At 59.3% G+C, this 25,689-nt stretch carries 19 protein-coding genes; 9 read left to right on the top strand and 10 right to left on the bottom strand.

What is annotated here, in order from left to right; genetic code table 11:
* Positions 1–180 precede the first annotated feature (180 nt).
* The 3 genes from MP439_06015 to MP439_06005 all read right to left on the bottom strand — a co-directional run bounded on the left by MP439_06015 (position 181) and on the right by MP439_06005 (position 4,515).
* Entirely contained in the window at positions 181–2,499 is a 2,319-nt protein-coding gene (locus MP439_06015) for a DEAD/DEAH box helicase (GenBank protein MCI2975616.1), read from the bottom strand.
* 27 nt (positions 2,500–2,526) lie between these two features.
* Complete coding sequence (locus MP439_06010; protein ID MCI2975615.1) at positions 2,527–2,988, bottom strand: hypothetical protein; 462 nt, start codon at positions 2,986–2,988, stop codon at positions 2,527–2,529.
* A 186-nt stretch (positions 2,989–3,174) separates the two neighbouring features.
* Positions 3,175–4,515 carry an amidase family protein gene (locus MP439_06005; GenBank protein MCI2975614.1) on the bottom strand — a complete coding sequence of 447 codons (1,341 nt, stop codon included), beginning with the start codon at positions 4,513–4,515 and terminating at the stop codon, positions 3,175–3,177.
* Positions 4,516–4,556: 41 nt separating this feature from the next.
* Here MP439_06005 and MP439_06000 point away from each other — a divergent pair, with 41 nt between their 5' ends.
* On the top strand, positions 4,557–5,333 hold the full coding sequence (locus MP439_06000) for a class I SAM-dependent methyltransferase (protein MCI2975613.1): 777 nt from the start codon (positions 4,557–4,559) through the stop codon (positions 5,331–5,333).
* Between the two features lie 349 nt (positions 5,334–5,682).
* On the opposite strand, the gene MP439_05995 is transcribed toward MP439_06000, so the two are convergent.
* Positions 5,683–6,648 carry an aldo/keto reductase gene (locus MP439_05995; GenBank protein ID MCI2975612.1) on the bottom strand — a complete coding sequence of 322 codons (966 nt, stop codon included), beginning with the start codon at positions 6,646–6,648 and terminating at the stop codon, positions 5,683–5,685.
* Positions 6,649–7,539: 891 nt separating this feature from the next.
* On the opposite strand from MP439_05995, the gene MP439_05990 reads away from it, so the two are divergent.
* Both MP439_05990 and MP439_05985 read left to right on the top strand, forming a co-directional pair.
* Positions 7,540–8,016 carry a transcriptional repressor gene (locus MP439_05990; protein MCI2975611.1) on the top strand — a complete coding sequence of 159 codons (477 nt, stop codon included), beginning with the start codon at positions 7,540–7,542 and terminating at the stop codon, positions 8,014–8,016.
* Positions 8,017–8,094: 78 nt separating this feature from the next.
* On the top strand, positions 8,095–9,759 hold the full coding sequence (locus MP439_05985; GenBank protein ID MCI2975610.1) for an acetolactate synthase large subunit: 1,665 nt from the start codon (positions 8,095–8,097) through the stop codon (positions 9,757–9,759).
* 364 nt (positions 9,760–10,123) lie between these two features.
* Here the strand turns inward: MP439_05985 and MP439_05980 are convergent, their stop codons facing one another.
* A complete protein-coding gene (locus tag MP439_05980; protein MCI2975609.1) occupies positions 10,124–11,281 on the bottom strand; it encodes a hypothetical protein in 1,158 nt (385 codons plus the stop codon).
* Between the two features lie 131 nt (positions 11,282–11,412).
* Between MP439_05980 and MP439_05975 the strand changes: the two genes are divergently transcribed.
* Positions 11,413–12,531, top strand: coding sequence for a L,D-transpeptidase family protein (locus tag MP439_05975; protein ID MCI2975608.1), 1,119 nt, complete (start codon positions 11,413–11,415; stop codon positions 12,529–12,531).
* A 946-nt stretch (positions 12,532–13,477) separates the two neighbouring features.
* On the opposite strand, the gene MP439_05970 is transcribed toward MP439_05975, so the two are convergent.
* From MP439_05970 to MP439_05960, 3 genes are all read right to left on the bottom strand, one after another.
* The gene (locus tag MP439_05970; GenBank protein ID MCI2975607.1) at positions 13,478–14,062 is read right to left on the bottom strand and encodes a cytochrome b/b6 domain-containing protein; all 585 of its coding nucleotides are present in this window, start codon (positions 14,060–14,062) and stop codon (positions 13,478–13,480) included.
* Positions 14,046–14,705, bottom strand: coding sequence for a molybdopterin-dependent oxidoreductase (locus MP439_05965; protein ID MCI2975606.1), 660 nt, complete (start codon positions 14,703–14,705; stop codon positions 14,046–14,048). The genes MP439_05970 and MP439_05965 overlap by 17 nt, the downstream gene beginning before the upstream one ends.
* A 711-nt stretch (positions 14,706–15,416) precedes the next feature.
* Positions 15,417–16,790, bottom strand: coding sequence for an MFS transporter (locus tag MP439_05960; GenBank protein ID MCI2975605.1), 1,374 nt, complete (start codon positions 16,788–16,790; stop codon positions 15,417–15,419).
* 511 nt (positions 16,791–17,301) lie between these two features.
* On the opposite strand from MP439_05960, the gene MP439_05955 reads away from it, so the two are divergent.
* The 5 genes from MP439_05955 (at position 17,302) to MP439_05935 (ending at position 23,189) form a co-directional block, all read left to right on the top strand.
* The gene (locus MP439_05955) at positions 17,302–17,730 is read left to right on the top strand and encodes a universal stress protein (protein ID MCI2975604.1); all 429 of its coding nucleotides are present in this window, start codon (positions 17,302–17,304) and stop codon (positions 17,728–17,730) included.
* Positions 17,731–17,791: 61 nt separating this feature from the next.
* Entirely contained in the window at positions 17,792–18,445 is a 654-nt protein-coding gene (locus tag MP439_05950) for a response regulator transcription factor (protein ID MCI2975603.1), read from the top strand.
* Between the two features lie 115 nt (positions 18,446–18,560).
* Complete coding sequence (locus tag MP439_05945; protein ID MCI2975602.1) at positions 18,561–21,713, top strand: hypothetical protein; 3,153 nt, start codon at positions 18,561–18,563, stop codon at positions 21,711–21,713.
* Positions 21,710–22,543: an ABC transporter ATP-binding protein gene (locus MP439_05940; GenBank protein MCI2975601.1), complete on the top strand. Its 834-nt coding sequence runs from the start codon at positions 21,710–21,712 to the stop codon at positions 22,541–22,543. Before MP439_05945 ends, MP439_05940 begins: the two co-directional genes overlap by 4 nt.
* Positions 22,536–23,189, top strand: a complete 654-nt coding sequence (locus MP439_05935) for an ATP-binding cassette domain-containing protein (GenBank protein ID MCI2975600.1) — start codon at positions 22,536–22,538, stop codon at positions 23,187–23,189. Before MP439_05940 ends, MP439_05935 begins: the two co-directional genes overlap by 8 nt.
* Before the next feature lie 56 nt (positions 23,190–23,245).
* Here the strand turns inward: MP439_05935 and MP439_05930 are convergent, their stop codons facing one another.
* Positions 23,246–23,902 carry a hypothetical protein gene (locus tag MP439_05930; protein ID MCI2975599.1) on the bottom strand — a complete coding sequence of 219 codons (657 nt, stop codon included), beginning with the start codon at positions 23,900–23,902 and terminating at the stop codon, positions 23,246–23,248.
* An 838-nt stretch (positions 23,903–24,740) separates the two neighbouring features.
* Complete coding sequence (locus MP439_05925; protein MCI2975598.1) at positions 24,741–25,655, bottom strand: SDR family oxidoreductase; 915 nt, start codon at positions 25,653–25,655, stop codon at positions 24,741–24,743.
* Positions 25,656–25,689: the final 34 nt, after the last annotated feature.

The raw sequence follows: 25,689 nt of genomic DNA, 5'->3' as shown, positions 1-25,689 counted from the left end.
CTGAGCCACCTCGACGGTATCGGAGTCGCCCGAGGTGGTGATCGAGCGTTCTGGGAGTGTCAGAATAGTCATGTAGTGCTGCTCTTGGGGGAAGTCTGTCCTGCGTGGTAGCGTCGAGCACCGGGCGATGCAAGCCCGACGGTTGACCACGATGGTTGGTATTGGTCGTGACGTTGGTGCTCAACGAGCCACGCCGGGGCTGGTGGTGCTGTCTTGGGTGAGTTTGCCGAAGGCCTGGGCGAGACTAAGTGCGCCACCCTTGTCGATCACCTCATCGTCGCAACGAGCATCGAGGACACAAAAGGGGCACCCATCGGCGCATGAGCACGATGCGATCATCCGCTCGGCCAGCTCCAGGGCCTCGTTCAAGTGCTCGATGACTTTCGTGATCATGAGGGCGGGATGCGAACGGGTGAGGTAGTAGATAACCATTGAGGGGAGGTCGCCGTTGCGCAGCGTCAGGCTGGCGAGGTCCGAAGCGCCACCGAGCGTCAAGAGTGGGAGCACCTTGGCGAGTGCATGCTCAAGGGCATGGAGTGACGCGAAGTACTCCTCGGGTGCGATTCCGACGGCGATTGGGTCGGTGCAGGTGATGACGACCGCTTCGGCGGGACTCGAGATGACGGGGCTTGTCACCTTGCGCTTAGCGACCTGGCGCGACGTCGCATCGAACTCCTTGTAACCGGTGACCTGTTCGACCACGAGCGCGTCGATCCGATCGAGTATCAGCCATGGATGAGGCTGTACTCGTTCAAGGCTTGGCCCTTGTGAGAGCGACCGAAAGAGCGTCGGTTGGGTGTGATGGCCCTCGGTCTCAGGGATGCAGTAGATCTCGCGGCGCTCGTGGTCGATGCGCTGCACCCGAAACGGAGAGCCGAAATGCAAGAAGACTGCTCCCTTATGCGCTTCGCGTAGTGCCGCCCGGATCGAGATCTGCTCGACCCCTCGGTGCTCGCCGACTTTGGGGAAGTGAATCTCGTAGCTGGGCTCGCGTTCGATGAACGGTGTGCCGAGGTGTGGCCGCTTGCGATTCGATCGATACAGGGATCCCTCGTGGCTCAAGGTGTCGCGCGCCACGAGATCCTCGAGAACGGCATCGGCCTCGATGTCGGCGATCGCTCCCGCATCAAGGGGTAACTCGGCGGCGGCCAAAGAGACGTGCCGTGCGAGGATCGCGGTGTCGTCGGTGGCGGTGATGGCGTGCTCTGGCGTGCGTTCGAGCAGTTGGTTCGCGTTCGCCAGTAGCGATCGAGAGATTGGGTCACCACCTACCATGACGATTCCGATCGCATCAAGATCGGTGCGACCAGCGCGACCAAGCCGTTGCCAGAGCGAGGAGATCGACCCGGGGTAGCCGTTGAGAATGACGGTGTCGAGTGAGCCGATGTCGACACCGAGTTCAAGGGCGCTGGTTGCGGACACGCCTCGGATGATGCCGGTGCGCAGTTCGTGTTCGATTCTACGACGCATCTCAGCTGAGTACCCAGAGCGATAGGGAAGGATGCGATGGCTGCGATCGGAGCCGGCCATCGCCACGTACTCGGCCTGGGATCGGGTGTTGGAAAACACGACCACCGAGCGGCGCATGCGTACGAGGTGGCGCGTGAGATAGGCCGCCTGGGTCGACGGTGGGGTCTTCAAATCCTTCGTGCAGTCCCAGAACACGATGGTTCGCTCCGATTGGCTGGCACCATTATCGTCGACCAAGACGAATGGCTGGCGGGTGAGGTTCTCCAGATGCTCCTTTGGGTTGGCGATGGTGCCTGAGGCGCCGATGTAGACGGGGTGAGCGCCGTAGTGAGCGGTGAGGCGCTCCAGACGCCACAGGAGCCCCCGCATGGAGGCTCCCAGACCGCCGACGTAATAATGGGCCTCGTCGACGACGATCACCGCCAGGTTCGTCAGAAACGTCCCCCAGCTGGCGTGCCAGCCGAGGTATAGGTGAAGGCCATGTGGGTTGGTGATGATGATTCGGGCGTTGGCTCGGATCTTGGCCCGCTCTGCTTGTGGTGTATCGCCGTCGTAGACCGCGGGTCGCAGTTGATGACCAAGGCGCTCATCGATCTCGCGAAGTCGTTCGAGCTGATCATAGGCGAGCGCCTTGGTGGGGTAAAGAAAGAGGGCGGTTGCGTCTGGGTTCGCGAGGAGTCGTTCCAGCGTGGGAAGGACGAAGGCGAGTGTCTTGCCTGAGGCGGTGGGTGTCGACAACACGACATTCGACCCGAGCTGTACGTGGTCAAAGACGTGCGCCTGATGGGAGTAAAGCTCTTGACCAGGCGAGAGCAGCGCTTGGGTGGTGATGGCCGAGAGCGGAGTTGTGGTCCGTTCATATCGAGCCTTGCTGGCAGGGATGATGATGGCGTCAACGATCTGATCACGATAAAAGCCAGCTCGTTCGATCGCCTCAATGGCCGACGTCCCCTTGGTTTGGTCTTCTACCTCGGCAACCGGAGCCTTGTTCGAGAGCGCTCGAAAGCGAGCCTCAAGGTCGCTTGACAAGACTTCGTGATGGTCGCTCGATGTGGATCATGGTTCGTTTGATTCTAGCCGTTGGCGCGCACACCTCTCGAATCTCTCAAGATTCTGCACCCAAATTTTCGTCAGGACTGGCTCGGCAACGTAGGCAGTGATGGAGCCACCGACAATCGCTCGAAAGTGCAGCTCCTCCTTCCAGGACAGATAGCAGGCATCCTGTGTACCATCGGGGCGCAGCGAGAGCACGCCCTCACCCTTGATCAGCCCACGATGGCGCACCCCAATCGAGGTGCCCTCCTCCCAACTAGTGATCTCCATCTGATCACGGGTGCGCAATGGTCCTACCTTGGTCAGACAGGTGAAACGGGTGCCAAGGCCACGGTGTTGATCGGTACTAAATTCGATCGATTCGGCGTCGGCCATCCAGTCGATGTGGTGGGCGATGTCGGCAAGCTCAAGCCATGCGATGGCGATCGGTACGTGGATGTGGCGTTCGATGTCGATGGTGGTCACGACAGATACAACTCCTCATACTCTGAAAGCTTCCGTCTTGGTGGACTGGCATACCCTGATGGAGACCGTGCAGGTCCGGTAAGGGCACCCTCACCGTGTGGCGGGGGTGGTAGGGATGTCGGTTTGGATGGCACCAGTTTCGGTGCTCGCGGTTGGGCGGATGTCATTGTCCCGATTCGACGTACGTTAGGCCATCGCGAGTGTTCGCTGGACGGTCTCGGCCTCGGCGAGAAGCGCTAGGTCGGTGTGAGCTCGACTGATCATGGTCATGCCAATGGGAAGGTCATCGAGTTTGCCGATGGGCAGGGTGAGCGACGGGTAGCCGGCCACGGCAGCCACAGCCCAGTTCCCTTGGATGTCGGGGTCGCCGTTGACCGTGTCGATTAGCCACGCGGCATTCATCGTCGGTGCCAACACGATATCGGCATCGCCCGCGCGTAGAGCAGCATCGATGCCGAGCCTTGCTGTTTCGCGGTTGGTGTCGCGTGCCTTCTCGTAGGTAGCTAGGTCCCAGGTGCGCTCGAGGCTCATGGCGAGAAGCTCTTGCCCAAAGAGGGTGAGCTCTTGGTCGACATGTGCCGCGTTGAAGGCGACGATGTCGGCCAATGATCGTGAGATAGCATCGTTGCGATCCTTAAGGTAACGATCGAGATCGTCACCAAGTTCATGAGCGAGCACGATCAACTCTGCCTCCTCGTCAGGTTGTAACGAGCCTTTGTCGACCGTTGGCACGCGGGTGATTTCGATACCTTGGGCTTGCATTGCGGCAATAGTCACCTCAAAGAGGGCGAGCGTCTTCGGGTTGAGCCCCTCTAGCAGTGACTCCACGATGACATAGCGAGGCCGTAACGCCTGATGGGGACCGTCGACGAGGTGGGTCGCCACCGTTCGAGCGTCACTGACTCGGTTGGCAAAGATACCAACCGAGTCTTGACTGTGGGAGAGCGGTATGACTCCAGTGCGGTCGATGGCACCCGGAGTAGATTTGAAGCCGACGACCCCATTCATGGCGCCAGGGCACAAGACGGAGCCATCCGTCTCGGTGCCGATGGCGACCGGTACGTAACCTGCTGCGACCGCAGCTGCAGAGCCAGAGCTCGAACCACCGCTCGAGCGGGTGGGGTCGTGGGGGTTGCGGGCGATACCGCCTCGCGCACTCCATCCAGAGATCGACGCGAACCCACGGAAGTTCGCCCACTCCGATAGGTTTGCTTTGCCAATGATCGTTGCCCCGGCTGCTCGCAGGCGAGCTACCACGGCGGCATCGCGTCGTGGTGGCTCGAGCGAGAGCGCGAAAGACCCAGCGGTGGTGGGGAGATCCATGGTGTCGATATTGTCTTTGATGAGGATCGGAAGCCCACCAAGCGCGCCGGAACGGGCGAAGGGCTGATCGGAGTTGGCGAGGAAGAGGAGCGCGGCTAACCCATCGGTTTCCTGACGATGGGCAAGGTCACTGATCAGTGTCGGGCCCCAGTCGGACTGGGAGGCGAAGTCGGCAAAATCCTGGATGGTTCGAAGTTCGATCATAGTGTTCACCCTAGTAACCGAGCCTGCGCTAAAGTTGTCGAGTGACCAGCTTTGGAAGACAGTTCGGGCTCAATGCCACCACGTATGATGCGGCCCGCCCTGGATACCCGGATGCGCTGTTCGACCAGATCGCAGCCGCGCTCCCACCTGGTGGGTCCATCGTTGAAATCGGAGCTGGAACTGGTATCGCCACCCGTGCGCTACTCGCGCGTGGTTTTCGGGTTACGGCGGTCGAGCCCGACGCCGAGATGGCACGACAATTGCTTGCTAGCAGCGTTGGTGACCTGGAGGTGGTGATTAGCGACTTCGAGCACTATCAGGGACCACGTCGCTCCTTTGACGCTGTGGTGTGTGCTCAGGCATGGCATTGGTTCGCCAGTGCGTACGCCCTACGCGGTGTTAAACGTCTGCTACGCCGAGATGGAGTCTTCGCTACCTGGTGGAATATTGGGAGCATCGTTGATGAGCAACGTGCGGGTGCCCTGGCAGCGGTCTTTCGTGATACAAGCCATCGACTGCCGGTTCTCTTTCGCAGGCCTGATCTCAATGGAACGATCCAGGAACTCGCGCGCCTCCTCCGAGGAGATCTGGGCTTTTATCGAGTGGAACGACTCGCATTCGAATCGTCGGTGTCCTATACAACCGAACGCTTTGTTGCCCTGATGTCGACGATGTCCGAGGTGCTGGCCCTCGACGAGGTAGACCGACGAGAGGTACTTAAACGGCTGAGTGAGGTCATCGACGAACAGGTGGCACTGACCGGTTTAGTCACCGAAGTTGTCTACGCCACCCTTGGTTTTATGGCGTTTCGCTGTTGATTGACCATCATTGCTGGTGCACGTAATGCAGGGCTACCGATCCAACTTGGACAATCGATCTCGCGTAACGATTCGCCCGTGGTGGTGTTGACGACGACGCGCTCACGCTAGGTGGGCTAACACTTGGGTGCGTCCGCTACGAGACAAGGTGGTCACAACGCCAAATGCCTTGCACTGAAGCTCAGGCAAGGCATTTGACATGATTATTACGATACAGCGCCCATGACGACACAGCGCCCATGACGACACAGCGCCCATCATGGCTTACAATGCCGACGACCTTACTGCAGTTCAAGCGATCAAGGCGCGAGCTGTAGTGTACGTCGACTTGTGCAGTGGTGTCTTGGTTCTACTTGCCGTCGAGGATCTTCGTAATTTCGTCGCGCACCTCAGGGGTGATGCGCTCGTGGGCCGCAGTGGCACCCAAATTCTCCTCAAGCTGTCCACGATTGGACGCCCCTAAAATCACCGTCGAAACCTTGGGGTTGTCGAGGCACCAACCGATGGCTAGCTGGCCCATCGTGACATCAAGCTGCTTGGCGATTGGCTCAAGCTTTTGCACGATGGCGGCACTCTTGGGATCAGTGAGCATCTCCTTGAGCCATTCGTAACCCGGGAGCGATGCTCTCGAACCAGCAGGAATGCCGTTGGCATACTTGCCAGTCAGAAGGCCTGAGGCGAGCGGACTCCAGGTTGTGAGGCCAATGCCCTCCTCGTCGAGCAGTCGCTTGTACTCGACCTCAACCTTGTTGCGCGCGAGCATGTTGTACTCGGGTTGTTCAACCACGGGGGCGTGAAGATGCTGCTCTCTCGCCACCGCGATTGCCGCACGAATCTCGTCAGCTGACCATTCAGAGGTACCCCAATAATGGGCCTTGTGTTCGGAGACTAACTCGTGCATGGCGAAGACGGTCTCTTCGATCGGTGTCTCAGGATCGGGTCGGTGGCAGTAGATCAGATCGAGATGATCGAGGCCAAAACGCTCGAGGGAGGCGTTCACCGCCTCGATGAGGTACTTGCGATTCAAGGTGAACTTTGCATTGACCGTGTCGTGGATTCCCCAGTAGAACTTGGAAGAGACTAGGTAGCTGTGACGGGGCCAGCCCAGTTGTGCGATCGCCGCTCCCATGATCCGCTCTGACTCGCCGCTCGAATAGGCCTCGGCGTTGTCGAAGAAGTTGATCCCTTGCTCGTAGGCGTAGCCGAGGATCTCGGTCGCCTCACCGACACCGATTTGAGGTCCGAACGTTACCCATGACCCGAATGAGAGTTCGGATACCTTGACTCCTGCACGTCCTAATCGTCGATAGTTCATCTGCTTCCTTTCGCTTGTTGGTTCCTCCACTCTACCAGCCAGCCCAACCAGTTCTGGTTTGGGTGGCGCCAGAAGAGCTTGTCACCCACGTGGATTGGGCTTGAGTTGTTACCCAACGGCAATGATGCCAGGGCTCGGATCGTGGCGAACGGACGGCTAATGGCTACCGTGCGATGCAATTGATCGCAGGTTCCGGAGCGCATGCGCGATGTTTCCGTTCGAATCGATGGTTCACGCCATGGCTGGCGCCGCTACAGGATAGGTCCAGCGCCAGGGGATAGGTCCAGTGCAATGGCTCGGCTCGTGCGGGCCAAGTACAATGGGTGACGTGATTGACCACGAATGCCAGGATCAGGCCGTGGCGAGCCAGACACCGCCCGCTGGCCTTCGATGGCATCGCGTGGGCGTTCTCGGCGACGCGTCCAACACTGCTCATCGGGTATTCTGCGGTCCCGTCGCCAGCCCTGGAGAACCCCTTCGCTGTGACGTGGAGCCAAGATGGTGTCCACAAGACCTGATGTGGCCTGTGGGCGTTGGCTCGCGATCAGTAGCTGAGGGTTGTCCGTGTGCTCGCGCCTCGCGCGCGATGCTTAGACGGCGACTAGCCACAAGGCGGTGGTGGGTCATAACGAGCCACGTTGGAGCCAGTCATCCTTTGCCTTCTGACGATGGAGCTGTCAGTAGTGGAGTTGACCGTAATGTTCCGACCCGTCGGCCCCTAACGGCGAAGTATTGGGCGCATAACCAGGTTTTGGTTGGCGAGACCGGCGGCGTCGATGTTGACCCTGTTCAAACAGGTACAGATCAAGTAGGTGGCGGTCAGTTGGCTGACGAGCCAACCGATGGTATCTACTTCGATGGCGTCACGGTGCGTCGACAAGGTCGATGATCGTGGAGGAGCGACTGCAACAGGCATTCGAAGAGAAGTGTCATCGTCGACACTTCAAGATTACGCGCGAGCGCCAACAGGTCTTTGAGGCACTGTTGCGCCAGGAACACCCGGTGACGAGGTCGTACCTCTTAGCAGAGCTGACCAGCGAGGGGATCCATCCACCGACGCTGTATCGCACGATCGATGCGTTCGTGGCGGCGCAGATCGTGCAGGCGATCTCGCTCAATGGAGATGTCGGGTACGAGTTGTTGCCACCCTTTGCCCCCCATCACCATCATTTCCATTGCCTGAGCTGTCAGAAGGTCATCGGCTACGAGGTGTCCCCGACGGCAGAGCTTGATGAGTCGAACATGCCGGGAGAGGCGAGATATCACCAGGTTGACGTCTATGGCGTTTGTCGCGAATGCCTACAGGCGGGGGAAGGTGCTATCGATGTTGTGGCTCCCGCAGTCTGTGTCGTTGACGGATCGCTATGAATCGCTGGGGCGCCGCTCTTGAGGCTAGGGACCAGGGTGAACCGTGTTGGAGCGTCATGAGAGGAGACTTGCGATGAGTTGGTCACAGCGCAAAGTGACGGTTCGACGATGACAGGCGCCGAGCGTCTCGTCGCTCGCCTAAGCGAACTCGGCGTCAGCCATGTATTTACCAATCCCGGTACCACGGAACTCGAACTCGTTCGCGCACTCACAACGTGTGAGTCGGTGACTCCCGTGCTCGTCGCGCAGGAGTTGGTCGCGACGGCGGCAGCCGATGGTTTTGGCCGTATCCGAGGTGTTGGTGCGGCACTGTTGCACCTTGGGCCCGGCTTTTCCAACGGGGCCGCCTTTGTCCACGATGCTAGGCGTGCCCACACGCCGATGCTCGTGATCGTTGGCGAGCATCCAGCATCCCATCTTGAACTCGATGCGCCGCTCAATACCGACCTGGCGGCCATCATGGAGCCCTTCTGTGTAGCGGTCGTGGTGATCGATGATGTCGCCACGATTGATGCTCGTTTGGATGCAGCCATGCGCAGTGCCCACTCACTAGGCGGCCCCGTCGGTGTCATCGCACCCCAGGACGTCATGGCCGCTGAGGTGCCGCCGTCATCATGCGTCACGCCGGTTGTGAGCCACGCAGCTGGGATCGCAGCCCGTTCCCAACGCATGGCGATTGCCCACCCACACGATGTCATCACCCCACATGTCACCACCGTCGATGTCACCGAGCTCGATCAGAAAATCCTGGGCGACGATCCGTTGTTCATCGTTGGCTCCACCGCCTTGTTGGGAGCTGGTCCTGCTCAGATCATGGCGATCGCAACCAAGGTCAACGCGCGGTGCGTGGCGGAGGTTTTTCCGGCCGTGATGGAGCGGGGTACGGGCGTCCCCTACCTGCCACGGCTGCCCTACTTCCCTGATCAGGCTCGGGCGGTGATCGGCACTCCAAGCGCAGTCGTCTTCGTCGGTGCCGGAGAACCGTTGGCCTATTTCGCTGAGGAGGGTCGTTCTGGGTACCTGTTCGATCGAGGGGTGCCACGCGTACAGGTTATGGCGATAGGCGGTGACGCCGAAACCATCCTTTGGCAGTGGTGTCGACATCTCGGATTGAAGGACTTGGGCGAGGTGCGCGGTGTTCTTGACGCTAAGGCGGCAAACGAGTTGCGTGAGGCTCCACCCTCATATCTCACGAGTGGTGACGAGGTCTTGACGATTGAGCGCCTGGGTGAGGTTTTCGCGGCCGCTATCTGCGAGGGTGATGTCATCGTCGACGAGGGGAGGACGAGTTCGGCGCCAGCCTTTCTCCATGCAGACAAGGCCCCACCGCATCGATATCTGGCTCATCCTGGTGGTGCGATCGGCGGCGGACTTGGCTTGGCACTCGGTGCGGCGCTGGCCAGTGGTGCCCGGGTGCGCGCGTTGGTGGCCGATGGTGGCTCCTTGTATGCACCCCAAGCGCTGTGGACGATGGCTCGGTGCAATCTCCCGATTGGTATCGTCATCGTAGCCAACGACGGCTATCGCATCCTGCGTCTTGAGATGCGGGCCAGGGGTATTGAGCCGGCCTCCGATGAACTCACCAGACTTGGTGGTCCCGCCATTGACTACGTAGCGCTGGCGCACGCTTTTGGCGTCGATGGATATCGAGCCAGAACGGTCCACGCATTGACGGCGGTGCTCAGCGATCGACGCAACGCGGTCACCCCGTTCTTGGTGGTGGCTGAGCTCGACCAGAGCTGAGTAACGAGGGGGCACAATTCCTACGGTGCCAGTGCTCTTATGGTTAGAGGTTGTGGTATCCGGCGCGCTGGAGTAGTAATGCTATCTATCGGGTGGATGCAACAGCGATGCCAATGACGCTGCCTGGCTCGTGTGGATCTAGGCCGACAGTCTGCATCGATCGGACCGGGTCGCCAACACCAGCGTGGGCCCACTAGGCCAATCGAAGGCCGTGGTACCATCAGACATCCAGACGCTTTACGACCAGAGGTTCTACTTGGTGTCGATTGCGTTGCGGGTGCTGATGTCCCTTGGCCGGTGATATCCCTGGGCAGGCGTATCGGCGGCTGATCTCCAGGGATGGTTCGCGCCACCTGTGCTACGATCAGAAGAAGACCAGCAGCGGAACGACCGAAACGAAGGTCGCGAGGTAACCGAGGTACGCCGGCCACCATCGAGACGGGTTTGATCGACTCCAGATCAGCACCGAGGTTAACCAGAGGATGTCCGTTGCACGAAAGTACGAGGAATTGTTCCAGACCTCTTTTGAGAGTGAGAGCGTGAGCGCCAACATCAGCACCCATGCGACTTTGAGATAGACGGGGACATCGGGACTGTTGAGGTTGAGGGCCGCGAGCACAACGAAAAGGCCGATGATGGCGAGCTGGCCAAACCAGATGAGGTTGGTGACATCGAGCGTGTGGGCGTGGTGAACGATGCCCACCAGCACCGAATAGACAGGTATTCCGACATTGCCCTTGAGATCGCCGCTGAGCGCAACCCGACCGAGAATTTCGCGCAACACGAACTGCCACCCTACGAATGCGACGCCAGGAATCAAGAAGACGAGGGGGTTCATCGACGATCGATGGCGTCGGATGATGACGACCAGCCAAATGATGCCAAGGCCGATGGGTACGATGAGCTCGGTCTCGAGCGCCAGACCAGCGAGGGCAAAGCTGACGCCGGCGAGGATGGTGTGATCGAGTTCGTAGAGGTACATGCCCACGAGCAGCAGTGCTGCTGCGGTTGGTTCGGCCAGGTCACGCCCGGTACTCATGGTGTAGCCGAAGTAGCCACCAAGGAGTAGTCCGACCATGGCCGGGTGCGCGCTGTTTCGGGCGAGCTTTGCGCCCATGTAGGCGATGGTTGTCACGGCGATCAGGTTCACGATCACCAGTGTGTAGGGGACCCAGTGGTCATGTCCAAGGGCAAGGATCCAGGCCAGCACGGGATAGACGATACGTTGATCGCGAAAGGCCCCGTTTAAGGTGATGCCAAAGGCATGTATACCTAGATCGAACGGGTCAAGGGCGAGGCGCAGGAAGAATTGACCATCGTAGCCGGTTCCGTGATGTTGGTATAGGTACGAGGGGAGTTGTGCGCGGTTGGCGAAGGTCGTGCCGATCAGCGCCAAGCTGGAGATTTTTCCCTTCGCGACGACAACGGTTCGCTCGCTAAGATAAAGGGCATAGACGACGAAAATGGTGGTCGCCGCAACGCGGGGCGCTCGTGTTGATTCCGAGGTCGTTGCGGTATGCACGCAACCATCGTAGCAACCGTCACATTCGACCAGGCGAATGTGGAGTAGCACGTCGTTGTCTGGTCGGAATGCCGACTGTTTCTCAGAGCAAATTCAGGAGTTGCTTACTAGCCTGGAGCGGGGTGATGTAGATGGATTTTTCTAAGAAAATAATGCTCCTGGGTGTCGGTATCCTTGTCGTGCTCCTGGTGGCTGTCGGTATCGTTGTCGTGCCGAGTCTTCATGGCCAGTCCAGTGCGACGTTGGCGTCGAGTGACTCGAGCACCTCCAAGGCACCGGTGGTGGTGGCGTCCGTGACCCCAAGCCCTGGGGCTACCGATGTTCGTCCTAATGCTGCAATCACCATCAGCTTTTCAACCGCGATCAGCTCGCATACACCGATGCCGACGCTGAGTCCTCCGATTGCCGGCTCTTGGTTTTTGGAGAATCCCACTACCATCGAGTTCGCCCCTGATGCTAGCTACACCCCGGGTGGCTCGGAGAGTTTGACGATACCAGGTGGCCCCACAGGTATTTTGGCGACCTCTGGACAACGGCTCCAGAATCCAGAGCAAGCCTCCTTTACTGTCGCGCAAGGGTCGCTTTTGAGAATGCAACAGCTTTTGGCACAACTCAACTACCTCCCCGACAGCTTCCACGCTACCAGCCGGTTGGCCTCCAATGCCGATCTGGCGTTAGTGCAAAAGGGTAACTTCAATGTTCGTTGGGCTGACGAACCCTCATCGCTACAGGCGACCTTCTATCCTGGTGCCTGGGGTGTTGCGACCCAAGCGGCCATTATGTCCTTTGAGAAGGTGAGTGATCTACCGGTCAATGGTGAGCCCTCCTCTACGGTGTGGTCAGCACTGCTTGCGGCTGCAGCTAAGCACCAGATGGACCCACACCGGTACTCCTATATCTACGTCTCGAAGTCACCACTGCCTGAGACACTGAAGCTCTGGATCAACGGCAAGGTGGTGCTCACGAGCATCTGCAATACTGGTGCTGGCGCTGACGATACCCATCAGGGCACTTGGCCGGTTTTCCTTCGCTACAAGCAGGCCTACATGAGTGGGACCAACCTCAACGGGAGCCATTATCACGTGCTCGTCCACTGGATTAATTACTTCCATGGGTCGGTCGCGGTGCACGGTTATCCACGGGCCAAGTACGGTTTCCCGCAAAGTGATGGTTGTGTGGAGCTGCCGATCCCAACGGCGGCGGTCGTCTACCCGATGGTGCACATCGGAACGATGGTGACAGTCCTCTAGTCCGATCTTAGTGATGGATGGGCTGCGCCTGTATATGATGGCGCGTGTTCCTCGTTCGGAGTGTTGCAGCGTTGTGTAGAGGCGGTGAACGGAGCCAACGCGCTGATGTGTTGTTGCGAGCAACCGTGCGAGTTTTTCGTTGATCTGAACTCTCGGTCGACGCTCAACGCAAGGTCGACCTCGGACCTGTGGTTAGGCACCCCCATTGGTGGTGGTTGGTGTTTACGACAATGTCTGGAAGGGGGTTTTTCGCCTTGTGGCGTGACACTAGCTGCGTACACAACGGGCCGTGTCGATCAGGGAAGAGCCCGTCGCTCAGGAAGGCACTTGCCGTCCTGTGGCGAGGTCAGCAGCATCTTCGGCTCCGGTGTCGCGCAGCATCCCCTTCAACGATGTCAGGGCCACTCCTAGTAACGATATCAGCGCCGATGATGCTGTCTTTGTTCACGATTGCGGAATGAGTGCAAATGGTGCCCATACAAGCCTCGATAACGGGTTTGTTGAGCGATCGGCGATGCTGTGACCGCGAGTTGGTTCTCGCCTTCAACAGTGCGGGGTGAACAGTCACCAGGAATGAGCAGCGGATACCAGGGCACCGAGGCGTCGATACCAAATGGCGATAACTGCGCGCCGATGTGCCTCTGGTCCGCTGTGACTGGCTGGTAGAGAGTTCATCGTTCGACAATGCCCTGCTCAAGCGATCGTGCGCAAGGTGGTCTTGGGTCGGGCGAAGTAACTTCGATTGGCCGATCGCAGGTGAACATCGCTTTGCGGCTGTTGTCTGTCAAGAGGCTCCTCATCGCCTGCGGCTGATCGAGAACCGTCCGGCTCAGTGCATCAGACACCATTGAATCACAGTCGACCAACGTATGGGCGCCAACGGCTCGAGTTTTGCAGCTTGCTACCGGGGCAGCTGTGGCCGATGGTGACCTTGCTGGTTCGATCGTCAGCGACCAGAACGCCATGCCAGGACCGCCTTCACGATGTGGCCAATGACCAAGACGGCGAGAACGAAGAAGACGAGTTCGTGGGTAAATTCTGCTCCACCTTGAATCGAGAGCGGTATGCGCCCCGGAGTGCGCAGGGCGAGCCCGGTCAAGACTGCCAAGATCCCAAGGGCCGCCACCGCGGCGGTGAAGAGTCGCTGGCCAACGTTGTACTTTTCGGGCTGAGCACCCTCGGGTGAAGGACTTGCTCGATGTAGCCAGTCACCGATCGTCCCGTGCCAGGATTCCAATTGATTGAGTGGTGCAATCATCAACTCATGGAGATCTCCACGTAGCGCGCGTCCCCACGGGCCGATGAGTCCCAGCACGAGGACCACGGTTGCGGTGATGCCGGTGTCGATGTGAATCCGATTGATGAGCGGTCTGGGTAGGTGGGCCGAGAGGGCCGGAACAAACAGGATCGTCCCTGTCCCCAAGAGGATGAGCATTGACGCAGCGATCACCCAGTGGATGATCTTCTCGACGATGTCAAAACGGGTCTTACGATCGCCGGTCGCCGGCGAGGGGCTAGGAGATGGTGGCATTCACCGGATACCCCCGCTGCTCCCAGTACCCCGGGATTTGGTGAGCGATAAAGTTGATTCGATTGAGCCATTTGACTGACTTGTAGCCGTACATGCTGGGTACCAGCAAGCGAACCGGTGCGCCATGGTCTGGTGATATCGGCTTACCCTCGAGATCGAGGGCGAGAAGCACGTCGGAAGCTCGAGCCTGGGACAGACTGAGGGAATCAGTGTAGACACCATCGGCGCTGTAAAACTCCAGAGCATGCACCCCTGGATGAGGGTCAACCCTTTCGATCACGTCAGCAAGTCGAACGCCGGCCCAATGGGTGTTGGGTACCGTCCATCCAGTGACACAGGTGAAGGTGAAGGTCACCTCGTGTTGGGGCAGGGAGCGAAGATCGTCGTAGGAGAGCGTGACTGGTCTTGCGACGCTGCCGTCGATGCGAAGATGAAACGATGCTGGTTTGATCTGTGGAATCGAACCGGTGACCGTGTAGATCTCGAACCCGCCGAGGCTAAAGCCGCCTGCGTTGGCGAGACCACTGACGGTTTGGGCGATATCGTGGCCAAACAGTGTGGTCGCGACCCCAGCCCCAAGCACGGAGAGAAAGACTCGTCTGCCGACTCGACGGCCAGTGGGTGGGGGATTGACAGGATCCATACTTCCAGTATTGTCGGAATTTATCGTTATGTAGAACCCAGGACTCCAGCAGGGATGCGGGTTGAGCGCGTTAATCGGTCAGCAATGGACCAAGGACAGAAGCCGACAGGGTCTTTGCGTGTTTGCTGACCCTTATCTGGCACCTCCAGAAGTTATCGAAGATTGCCAGGGTCACGAATTACGTTTGTTGGAGGTTGAAGTCAACGATGCAAGGTTGGAGCGCGAGCTCTGACGACGTCAGACAGATTAGGGTAGGACAACAGACAGATGGCTAGCCGATCAACCTGGCCCGTCGTCGTTGTGCAGCGGTTGGGCAGGACGCCGGCATCTGACCTGTGGATCATGGTAGGAGGAAAGCGACATCGGTGTCGGCCACCTGGCCCAACCTCTTGTTGTTGGTGACACAAGTGACTAGCGAAGCCCTGAACGTTGACGCCACCATTAAGCACCTGCCGTATCGCAAGTCATGAGCCGGGATGACCAACCAATTAACAAGCAAACAAGCAGGCAGGCAAGTCAACCTAGCGGCGTCGACGGATCGCGGCTCTTGTCGCGAGCCATCAGTCGCTTGGCGGTCGCTGTTGGGCCCTGGCGCACAAGTCAACGATGTGCGCCTCGTCAATCGGCACTGGGGTCCAATCGGTGCAGGGAGCTTGGCGTCGTATCGAGGTCAGGCGCCACGCTGATGGTGGCCGAAGGCGGCGCTTGTGACTATTGCCATTCCGGATCCTCGACATCTGGTTCCTCCCCAGAGTGTCGAAGTGCTGAGATTGCAACAACATAGGAGGCGAGCGCCAAGAGAGCGGTAGCCCCGAGAAAGGCCTCGCCGTCGGCGAGGGTCAGGTCGGCTAAGGTCGCCACAAAGGCACCGAGAACCCACGACAGTTGGAAGTAGGATTCGTAGCGGGCAAAGAGGCGTCCGTATTCGTGCTTTGCCATTGCGGTTTGTACGTTGGCGTCAAAGGCGATCTTGGCACCCCCGGCGGCGACACCAAGTACGAAGGCGATCACAATGGCTCCGGCAATGCCGATACTGAGGGTAGCGGCGACAAAGGCGACGGCCACGATCGCGATCGTACCGAGAATGACGATGGTCGTCTCGCCAAGCTTGCGTCGGATGAGCGGTGTCACTTGGGTTGCGAGTGCGGAGCCAAGTGAGCTTGCGACCAGTGCAGCACCATAGAGCCAGGTAGGGCTGTGGTCGTTCTTGAGGGCGAAAGCCATGAGGAAGACGAAGAACCCCACCTGGCCTCGCAGCACGCTCATGAGAAGCGACAGCGTGAGGGTCTGTGCGTAGGCGGGTCCGCTGGGGCGGCGTTTCTTGGTCGGTCGTGTCGTTACGCGCTCGACGGGGCGCGGGGGGAGGCGTTGGACGAGAGCACGGGCCTGATAGATGAAGACGGCTAAGGGGATTAACTCGACGATGAGATCCCAGCGGGCGCCGAGGAATGGTGTCTTCAAAATTCCCGCCCCAACGACCCCGGCGATAGCGCCTGATACGGCGGCGAGCAGCGTGATGTTGGCATTCGTCTTCACGAGGCTGCCAAGTTCAGCACGCGAGTCAGAGTCGAGAAGTTCCGGAATCAACGATGATTTCGAGACCAAGTATGCCTTAGAGGCGACCAAGTTCATGAGAGCTAACGGGAACAAGAGGAGTGAGCGGAGTTCGAAGATCATAAAGAAGGCTCCAACGAAGCGCACGATCCCTGAGCCGATGACGACGACGCGCCGGACCCGTGGTCCTCGGTCGATGATCGGGGAGATGAGAGGTGCCAGCACCGCGAATGGCGCCATGGTGAACAGAAGATACAGCGTCACCTTCGATCGCGCTTCGCCAGGCGAGATCGAAAAGAACAGCGATCCGGCGAGCGCCACCATCATCAACGTGTCCGAGGAGATAGAGAGCGCATGGATGCGACGCAGGACACCAAGGGGCGAACTCGCGTCGAAGTAGTTCGCGAGCCAGACCTTCGACCGTTCGGTTATGCGTCGATGCGGCTGAGGGGGCACGCACTCCATGCTAGCCAGCGAGCGCTCAGCGACCTTGGGTCTGGGACTGGCGACGATAGCGCGAGACCTGACCACTACTGGCGGCTCACCTATAGGCCCAGCCATTACGGGTCAAGGCATGGCAGTAGGATGGACAAAACGTTGGGTAAGTCGCCACATCTCATTGGGCGATTTATTGGGCACCGCGGTGCGTCGTCAACCGAGATTGTCAAGGAGAACCCAGATGGCGTGTGGTGGACGCCATCTGGGTCGTGGGGTGGGGTAGGAGTTAGGCTCACCAAGACTCGACGCTGACTCGTTAGTGAGCCTCCCTCCACTCTCGGTCCAATCGGGGTCCAGGTTGAGGAGTTTTACCCGTGAAAACAGGGACCTTTGCCCCTCGGTCTACCTCGTACGCCGTACTAATGTTGACAACTAATGGGTGTACTTCGTAACCAGATGGCATGGGCCATGGGGTTGCTGAGTTGGCATTATGGTCCGCTAGGGCGGGCCGAGGCCACGATGAGTTTGGTACTTGTTGCCAGACTGTAGTTACTTTCTTGGTTTTGATTGACAAAAAATTTTGGAGAAGAGAAGGAGCGTAGTCATGACAGTACGTAAGTATGATCGGATAGTTTTGGGTTACGATGGTTCCGAAATGTCAAAGCCCGCGCTTGCGTTTGCACTCGATGAAGCTCAACTTCGCAACGCTGAGTTGGTGTTGATCTATGCGTGGACCGAGCCTGACTATGGCTTTGGTCTTTCGGAGTCGGTGATCGGGGAGTTTGAGGCAACCGGCAATGCCCTCTTGGCTGGCGCCGTGGAGGAAGCCAAAAGGACGCATCCTGACGTGAAGGTCAAGACGGTGTTAGAGAGCGGCAATGCCGCGTCACGGATCATCGAGCAGTCCGAGAAGGCGGATCTCGTCGTGGTCGGGGCTCGTGGTCATGGTGGCTTTAGCGCTCTCTTGCTCGGTAGCGTCAGCGACCAACTGGTACATCACTGTCCGGTCCCAGTGACGATCGTTCGTGGCTAGAGTCCGGTTCCAACGAGGCTACGCCTCGTTGATCCCGATGGATTGGGACTAGTGTCGTCCTATGCGTATTCGACTCTTCATTGTTGAGGACCATGAGGTCGTTCGGCGGGGTATCGTCGCGTTGTTGAGCAACGACCCGGATATCGAAGTGGTTGGCGAGGCAGGAGGAGTTCACGAGGCACTTGATCGATTCGGGTTGGTCGAGGCCGATGTCGCCTTGCTCGATGTTCGTCTCGGTGACGGCGATGGGGTGAGTCTGTGCCGTGAACTGCGTTCGGAGGCGCCGGGCCTCAAATGTATCATGCTCACCTCCTTCTCCGATGACGAGGCGCTGTTTGCGGCCATCATGGCGGGGGCGTCGGGTTATCTGCTCAAGAAAATCAAGGTAGATGAGCTCCTTGACTCCATCAAGCGGATTGCGGCCGGGGAGAGCCTGATCGATCCGGGATTGACGACACGGCTGCTCTCGCGATTGCGCGATGGGGTCGATGACCCGCTTGCAAGCCTGACCGAGCAGGAGCGCAAGATCTTTGATCTTATTGTCGAAGGTAAGACTAATCGTGAGATCGCCGCCGAGGTCTATCTGGCCGAGAAGACGGTCAAGAACTACGTCTCGAATCTGCTTGCCAAGCTCGGGGTGCGCCATCGGAGCGAGGTTGCGGCGCTAGGGGCGCGGCTTGCGGAGCGCAAGCGATTCGATCATGAACAACAGTGATAGCGATTTGGGTCCCTGTTCTTGACAGCGTCTCGTCACCCGGCTAAGCTAGCTCGGGTGTTGGGATGTGCCGAAGATTTTGTTGCGCGAAGGTTATTGATGTCACGTTCATTGCATGACTAGTGGCAGGGTAGGGCTGTTTGTCCGAGGACTTCGTTTTCGTCTTGGTGCGCTCGTCTTCTTGCTGGTGGCGGCCATTGTCGCTATTCTCGGTGCGACGGTCGGACCGATCTATCTCGGTTCGGCTCAAAACTCCGTCCTGATCGGCGGGCTTCGTGATGCTCCGATCAGCAAGACTGGACTGCAAGTAAGTTCCAGCGGTGCCCTGAGCCGAGTCAAGTTGCTGGCCGCCGAACGTGCCGTTCCCCGTCTTGATGGACAACCACTCTTTCATCACGGGCTCCTGACCGCCTCGCTCCCTGTCTCGGTAAGCCCGCCGCCATCGCTCGGTAACGCCGTGCTCTCCTCCTTGTTCTTTGAGCGCTCCGACGTCTGTGCACACCTACAGCTCAGCAAGGGCCGCTGTCCGAGCACCAACACCCAGGTGCTGCTTTCGACGAGAACAGCGCACTACCTGGGGCTCAACGTCGGTGATCACATCCGTGCCACCGCCGGCCTGATCGCCGCTGGTGTCCCTGGGGCTGGAGCGACGGCGACCTACACGGTTGTCGGCACCTACGAGATCCCTGATATCTCCACCAACTACTGGTGGGGGAACAATTACTTCGCGTTTGGCTCAGGCTCGGGTTCGGTGGTGGCGCTCGATCCGATCATCGTGGCACCAGGTTTCTTCGGTGGCAAGGCGAGCTTTGGGGTCACTAGTACTGATAATCAGGCGGGCAATACCAGTTACTTTGGGGTCGACCGACTGTTGCAGATGCCGCTCGATGCGTCGGTGGTGACGTTCAGCAACTATCACCAAGCGGCCTCCGTTGTTGCCAACTACGTTGATGTGGTTGCCACCCATGACCGGGCACTGGCTAGCTCGGGGCTGGAGGGTGTGATCAACTCCATCGTCGCCTCCCAACACTCAATGTCCACCCTGGTAACGGTCATCATCTTGGAGCTGGTCCTGCTTGGCCTCATCGTCTTTGGTACCCTCATCTGGCGGATGGTCCAATCCAGAATGGGCGAGTTCCGACTCGCCCAACTAAGAGGCGTTCGCCCAAGAAGCATCGTCACTAGAGCCGTTGGTGAACCACTCGTGGTGCTGGTGGTCGCAGCCCCACTTGGCTTTATCGGCGCCTACCTCACGGTGTCGATCATTGGTCATAGCTACTTCGTCGCTGGAACCAAGCTCTATATCTTGCCCACCACCTACCTCGCGGGTCTTGCGGTCATCGTGGCTGCCCTCGTGGTGACCGTCGTTGCAGCTGGCACTGCGCTTCGTCGTGGGGTCCTTGAGGCAAGTCGCTCAGCGCTACGCAACCGTGGTCGTTTCCGCGCCCTCATCGACGTGTTGATCGTGGTAGTCGCTGGGGTCCTTACCGCCCAGCTCGTGATCGCCCCAACCAATGGCAACAACGTCGATCCCTTAGCCGGAGCCGCCCCAGCCTTCTTGGGTGCTGGGTTTGCCATCGTCGTCATTGCCTTGACCACTCTCGCACTCAGAGGTGCTCGCCGTCTCACCCGTAAAGGACGCAGAATCTCGTGGTACCTAGCAGTTCGCCAACTTCGCGCCCGCTCCCCAATGTTGCGCCAGATCATCCCCTTTGGCATGGCACTGGCCTTAGTGGTCTTCGGCTATGGAGCCCAGTCGGTCATCGCCCGTCATCGCAGCGATGTCGCTGGCTACGAGGTTGGCGCCGGCAAGGTACTCACCGTCTCACTACCAAAGAACCTCGGCCTCCCACGAGCCGTCGATCAGGCTGACCCGGGTGGCCATGAGGCCATGGCGGCTGAGCTCTACAAGGCCTCGAGTGGCACGACGTTGGCCGTCCAAGCCAGCAGGTTTGGCTCCGTCGTATTCTGGCCGAAGGCGGTCGGTACCGAATCGGTCGGAGCCATCGCTCGCCAACTCCATCCCTTTGGCTCCAAGGCGTTGCAGGTAACGTCGGCGCACTTGACCCTATCGACGCGCACGATTGGATCGGTGCCCGCCGGGGCGGCCGTGGATCTTGAGATCTCGATCCTGAACGAGGTCCAGGACAGCCCAAACATCATCTTCCTGCCGCTCTCCTCCAAGGAACAGACCGTCACCGAACCCACTGGGTGTACTCGTGATGAATGCCTGCTCTCGGGCATCGGGTATTCGGTCATTACCAATGGCGGTTTTGTCTCCCCGAATGCCCACTTTACCATTGATGTCAGCAATCTTCGAGGTGTTAGTGCAGCCGGTGCTGGTTCGAACCCCGATTCGGCCAGTGTCTTTGGGTCCCCGTGGCGGGCTGCGGGCGGGGTGCAGACATCGGTGTCAACCCACCCCAACCTCCTCTCCTTCACGGCCTACCCAGCCAGCGGTGGCTCCGACGTCGCCGTTGTACCCGCTAGTTACCCAACCTACATCCCCGCCATCGTCAGCCAGAGTGTCAAAGCGACCCTATCATCGAACTCGGTCTCAGCCGTTGGCACCGGTGTCACCGTTGGTCTCGATGGCAACCAGATCAACATCCGCCCCATCCTCACCCTCTCCTCACTACCTTCGGTTGGTACCGATGCCAGCATCGTTGACCTCACCCAAGCTGAGCTAGCCCAAGACTCTGCCTCCCTCGCCAGTAACGAGATCTGGCTCGCCAAAGGAGCCAACCCCTCGATTATCCACCGACTCCAAGCCGAAGGGGTCACCATCGACTCCATCACCTCAGCCAAGTCCCTGGCTGCCTCCTATGCCAATGAACCCCTTGGCCTTGCCGAACGCCTCTTCCCAATCGCTGCCGCCGCTGGCATCATCGTCGTCCTCCTTGGACTGGCCTTTGAACTCTTAGTCGAGGGTCGAGGCAGAATCCCCGAGTTTGCCGCCATCCGTGTTCTTGGGCTCTCAAGAGCCCGACTCGTCATCGGCTATATCCTGGAGGCCACCATCTTGGTCGTAGCTGCCGCCATCGCTGGCGTTGGAGCCGGCCTCCTTGGAGCCCGCCTAGCCCTTCCAGCCCTCCCCGAGATCGACTCAGGACTCGATGGCCTCCACTTTGGCTATGTCCTCCCCGTCCTTGGCGAGATCGCCGTCGTTGTCGTGGTCTTGGTCGCCGCGATCATCGTTGGCGCCATCGCCGCCATCCGGGTCGTTGGACGCGCAAGCTTTGATGAGTTACGAGCAGGTGACCGATGACCCAAACCCAACTTTCCATCCGCGTGGTGGGCCTTGTCCATCTCTATCCCATCCCTGAGGGTGATGTCGTTGCCTTGCGTGGGGTGGACCTTGAGATCGCCCCTGGCGAGGTCGTTGCCCTCCTTGGCCCCTCTGGCATGGGCAAGTCCACCCTGTTACGCCTCATCGCTGGCCTGTTTAACCCCTCGGCTGGACGGATCTTCCTCGGTGACAAAGACATCAGCCAATACAAGCCCCGAGAGCTGGCCAAACTGAGAGGCCGCCAAGTCTCCCTCGTCCTCCAAGGGGCACCCAACAACCTCATTGGCTATGGAACCGTACGAGAGAACCTCATCTTTGCCGCTGACACCAAGGCATCTCGTGTACGTGCCACCGAACTCCTTGACACCCTTGGCCTTGCCCCCATTGGTGACCGGGTGGTTCGCACCCTCTCAGGTGGCCAACAACAGATGTGTGCTCTCGCCGTTGGCATGGTACACAACCCAAGCGTGCTATTGGTCGATGAGCCAACCAGCCAGCTCGATCACGTGAGCCGTGATCTGGTCGTTGACCTGTTGACCCGCATCAACGCTGAGTATCACACCACCGTGGTCATCGTCACCCATGACCCCCACATCGCCCAAGCGATGCCAAGGACCATCACCATCCGAGACGGAAGGGTTGGGGCTGAGGGTCGCTTTGGCGAGGAGTTTGCCGTCGTTGGCCAAGACGGCACCCTTCAGCTCCCTCCACACCTACGCCACGTGTTGCCACCTGACTCCCTCGTCAAGGTCACCCCGATCGACCAGGGACTCGAACTCCGTCTCATCAACGAGGCTGACCATGGGTGATGTCGCCGCCATCTGGGTCCGTGACCTGATCGTCTACCGTGGTAGCCAACGCATCTTGGCCATTGACGCTATTGACATCAACCGTGGCGAGATGCTCGCCCTCATTGGCCCCTCTGGCTCTGGCAAGACCACCTTGTTACACACCATCTGTGGTCTCGTCCAACCCGATGAGGGATCGGTGATGCTCGCTGACACCACCAAGGCATCAAGACCAATCAGCCTCCACGACACCGCCCTCATCCCACAGGCCTTTGGTCTCGTTGCCGCCCTCAGTGTTGCCGAGAACGTGGAGCTAGGTAGAAAGCTCTGGCGCGGTGGACAAGGAGATCCCCGCCCAGTCGATGAGCTCTTGGCCATGCTCGGCCTCGATGGACTGGCTAACCGCTTGGTGCGTGAGCTCTCCGGTGGCCAACAACAACGGGTAGCTATCGCCAGGGCCCTGGCGTTAGCCCCTCGCATCCTCGTAGCCGATGAGCCAACCTCAGAGCTTGACGCTGGTAACCGCGAACGGGTGATGGAGATCCTTGCCAATCACGCCAAGGCCAGCAACGTCGTCATCATCGCCGCCCACGACCAGACGATCACCGAATACGCCACCCGCAGCCTCGAGCTCGCCGATGGCCAACTCGTCACCGAAGGGGGTTAGGTCCCAGCGGTGGCGACATTCTGCCCGGAAAGGGTAGGAGTGTGCATCGCTGGTGGTTAGTCCTCAGAGCTCGCTTTGGGGTAGGGATCGACCTGAGTAATGAGGCTTGCAGTGGTGCGTGCGAGATTCACGGCATGGTCGCCAAAGCGTTCGAGGAAACGTCCGACCAATGCGAGCTCCATCGCGATGGCGATCGGTGGTTGTGATGAGGCAACTTCGGTCATGAAGGAGACATGCAGGTCGTCGAGGCTCTCGTCGAGCTGGTCGAGATGGACCGCGACCATCGGGTCTTGGACGTCGAAGGCGACGGAGGCTTGGGTCCACATCGATGCACCCAGCTCGGCCATCTGCTCCATGATGCCGCGACAGCGAGGTTTCAGGTCACGGGTCAGGTCGAGGGCGGCTTTGCGTGCGATATGTTCGGCGAGGTCACCACTGCGTTCGAGTTCTGGAATGATGCGCACAATGCCGACGAGATAGTGCAACTCGCCAGGTTTGTGGTCATCGTCCATGAGGCGTTGGCTCACCTCACCTTGGAGGGTGCTATAGAGTTCATCGATATGGCGCTCTCGGTCCACAAGCCTGGTGGCGATTGAGGTATCGCTATGCAGGAGGGCCTCTTTGGCACCAACAAAGCTATCGCCAACCAGGGCAAAGAGTTCTAGCACGCGCTTGTCGATCGACGTGGACCGATAACGTGCTGTGATAGTCATGATGTAACCAGTCTAGGAGTTGTGGCCCCCTGATCACGATGGGGCGGCTGTTGGCGGACCCGGGTCGTGTTGTCTCCGAGATCGTGTGCGAACCCAACTTCAATCCAGATGATCTTTGGCCTCTGGCCTTGCGTGGTAGGGACGGGGCACCTTTGGGTATGGGGAGGCAATGGGTACCTGAGCAACTGAGGTCCACCGAGAACCCTAACCATCCCCAGGATGTCCATGGATGGCTCAATGTTGCTGGGTTGGTTGGCTCTGTCCTTGTCCTTGAGCGGTCGATCGTCGTGCGTAACGAGAGCACGCCGCCAGGCCGTGGTTCTCGTCGTCAGTGGCGTCGGCCCAACTAGCTGCGAGGTGTCGGCGCCGACCGAGAGCTCGACCAACCGCTGGCAAGCACGACCTGTCGCGAGCGACGGGGTGAATTGGTGCGTGGTGACAGTTAGCGGCGACTTGGTTGACGTAATTCATCGAGTCTGTCCGCATCGTTGAGTCGTGCCATCTGATTGCACGGTCCAACCCAGTCATGAGCGGCCAGCGAGACATGGGGCCGGACCGGTCAAAACGGGGCAGATCCCAAGCAGGACAAGGACGTGTCGCGAGTGTTGGCGCTTTCAGCGTTGGCTTCAGAGCCGTTGTGGTTTTCGTCGCGAGCGCGTGGCTGGGCCCGTCAAACTCCTTTAGGGACTCTGATCGGCTTGCTCGGGGCCGACTCACCAACGACTCGAGTCCGGTCATGTTGAAAGCGGCCACATGAAACACTCCCCACATCGCAAACGGCCACATCGAAGGAATTCACGTCGAGCGAGAACGGCTAGATGTGGCCGCAAAGTGATCGTTAGGCTGGTTCGTGCCCGGACATATCCGCGTTCTTACGCGCCTTGGCGACGAGATCGACCATGAGGGGATCCAACTCCTCGACGCTGAACCGTACGCCAGCGGCGTCGACGCCTGGTCCGGCATGCCAGCCCTCGGCGACATCGACATGGTTCCCGGCCACATCGAAGACGCGACCGGTGATTGAGCGGGAACGATCAGAGCCCAACCACACGACGAGTGGTGAGATGTTCTCGGGTGCGAGTTGCTCCTTGGCCTTGACGTCGTCATCGGCCACTATTCCAAGATTTTCAGTCATACGCGTGAGCGCAACTGGGGCGACGGCGTTGACGGTAACCCCGTAGCGACCGAGTTCCATGGCGGCGATGTTGGTCAGCGATGCAATGCCGGCCTTAGCCGCGCCATAGTTGGCTTGACCGACGTTGCCATAGATCCCTGAGGCTGAGGTCGTGTTGATGATGCGGGCATCGCGCGGCGTGCCGGCCTTGGAGAGCTCTCTCCAGTAGCTCGCCGCCCAGTGGATCATATTAAAGGTGCCTTTGAGGTGGACACCGATGACGAGATCCCACTCGTCCTCGGTCATGTTGATGATCATCCGATCACGGAGGATGCCGGCGTTATTAACCAAGACATCGAGTCCGCCAAACGTGTCGATGGCGGTGTTGACGATGCGTTGCGCTCCCTCCCAGGAGGAGACGTCGTCGCCGTTAGCGACCGCCTCGCCGCCAGAGGCCCGAATCATGTCGACAACCTCGCCTGCGGGTCCACTGCCAGAGCCAGATCCATCGACCTCCGCGCCGAGGTCGTTGACGACGACCTTGGCTCCGTGTTCAGCAAAGAGCAGCGCGTGTGCACGCCCAATGCCACGACCTGCCCCGGTCACGATCACAATCCTCTGGTCACAAAACTTTGCCATTGCTCCTCCTTCTTCTACGTTCTTAGTCTACGAC

Source organism: Ferrimicrobium sp. (genome assembly GCA_022690815.1).
Classification (GTDB): domain Bacteria; phylum Actinomycetota; class Acidimicrobiia; order Acidimicrobiales; family Acidimicrobiaceae; genus Ferrimicrobium.
This window is presented reverse-complemented; position numbering and strand designations above follow the sequence as displayed.

Excerpts from the sequence above, each read along its gene's own strand:
- MP439_06005 (MCI2975614.1), bottom strand. The coding sequence starts at position 4,515 with ATGATCGAACTTCGAACCATCCAGGATTTTGCCGACTTCGCCTCCCAG.
- MP439_05995 (MCI2975612.1), bottom strand. The coding sequence starts at position 6,648 with ATGAACTATCGACGATTAGGACGTGCAGGAGTCAAGGTATCCGAACTC.
- MP439_05975 (MCI2975608.1), top strand. The coding sequence starts at position 11,413 with ATGGATTTTTCTAAGAAAATAATGCTCCTGGGTGTCGGTATCCTTGTC.
- MP439_05970 (MCI2975607.1), bottom strand. The coding sequence starts at position 14,062 with ATGCCACCATCTCCTAGCCCCTCGCCGGCGACCGGCGATCGTAAGACC.
- MP439_05965 (MCI2975606.1), bottom strand. The coding sequence starts at position 14,705 with ATGGATCCTGTCAATCCCCCACCCACTGGCCGTCGAGTCGGCAGACGA.
- MP439_05955 (MCI2975604.1), top strand. The coding sequence starts at position 17,302 with ATGACAGTACGTAAGTATGATCGGATAGTTTTGGGTTACGATGGTTCC.
- MP439_05950 (MCI2975603.1), top strand. The coding sequence starts at position 17,792 with ATGCGTATTCGACTCTTCATTGTTGAGGACCATGAGGTCGTTCGGCGG.
- MP439_05945 (MCI2975602.1), top strand. The coding sequence starts at position 18,561 with ATGACTAGTGGCAGGGTAGGGCTGTTTGTCCGAGGACTTCGTTTTCGT.
- MP439_05940 (MCI2975601.1), top strand. The coding sequence starts at position 21,710 with ATGACCCAAACCCAACTTTCCATCCGCGTGGTGGGCCTTGTCCATCTC.
- MP439_05935 (MCI2975600.1), top strand. The coding sequence starts at position 22,536 with ATGGGTGATGTCGCCGCCATCTGGGTCCGTGACCTGATCGTCTACCGT.
- MP439_05930 (MCI2975599.1), bottom strand. The coding sequence starts at position 23,902 with ATGACTATCACAGCACGTTATCGGTCCACGTCGATCGACAAGCGCGTG.
- MP439_05925 (MCI2975598.1), bottom strand. The coding sequence starts at position 25,655 with ATGGCAAAGTTTTGTGACCAGAGGATTGTGATCGTGACCGGGGCAGGT.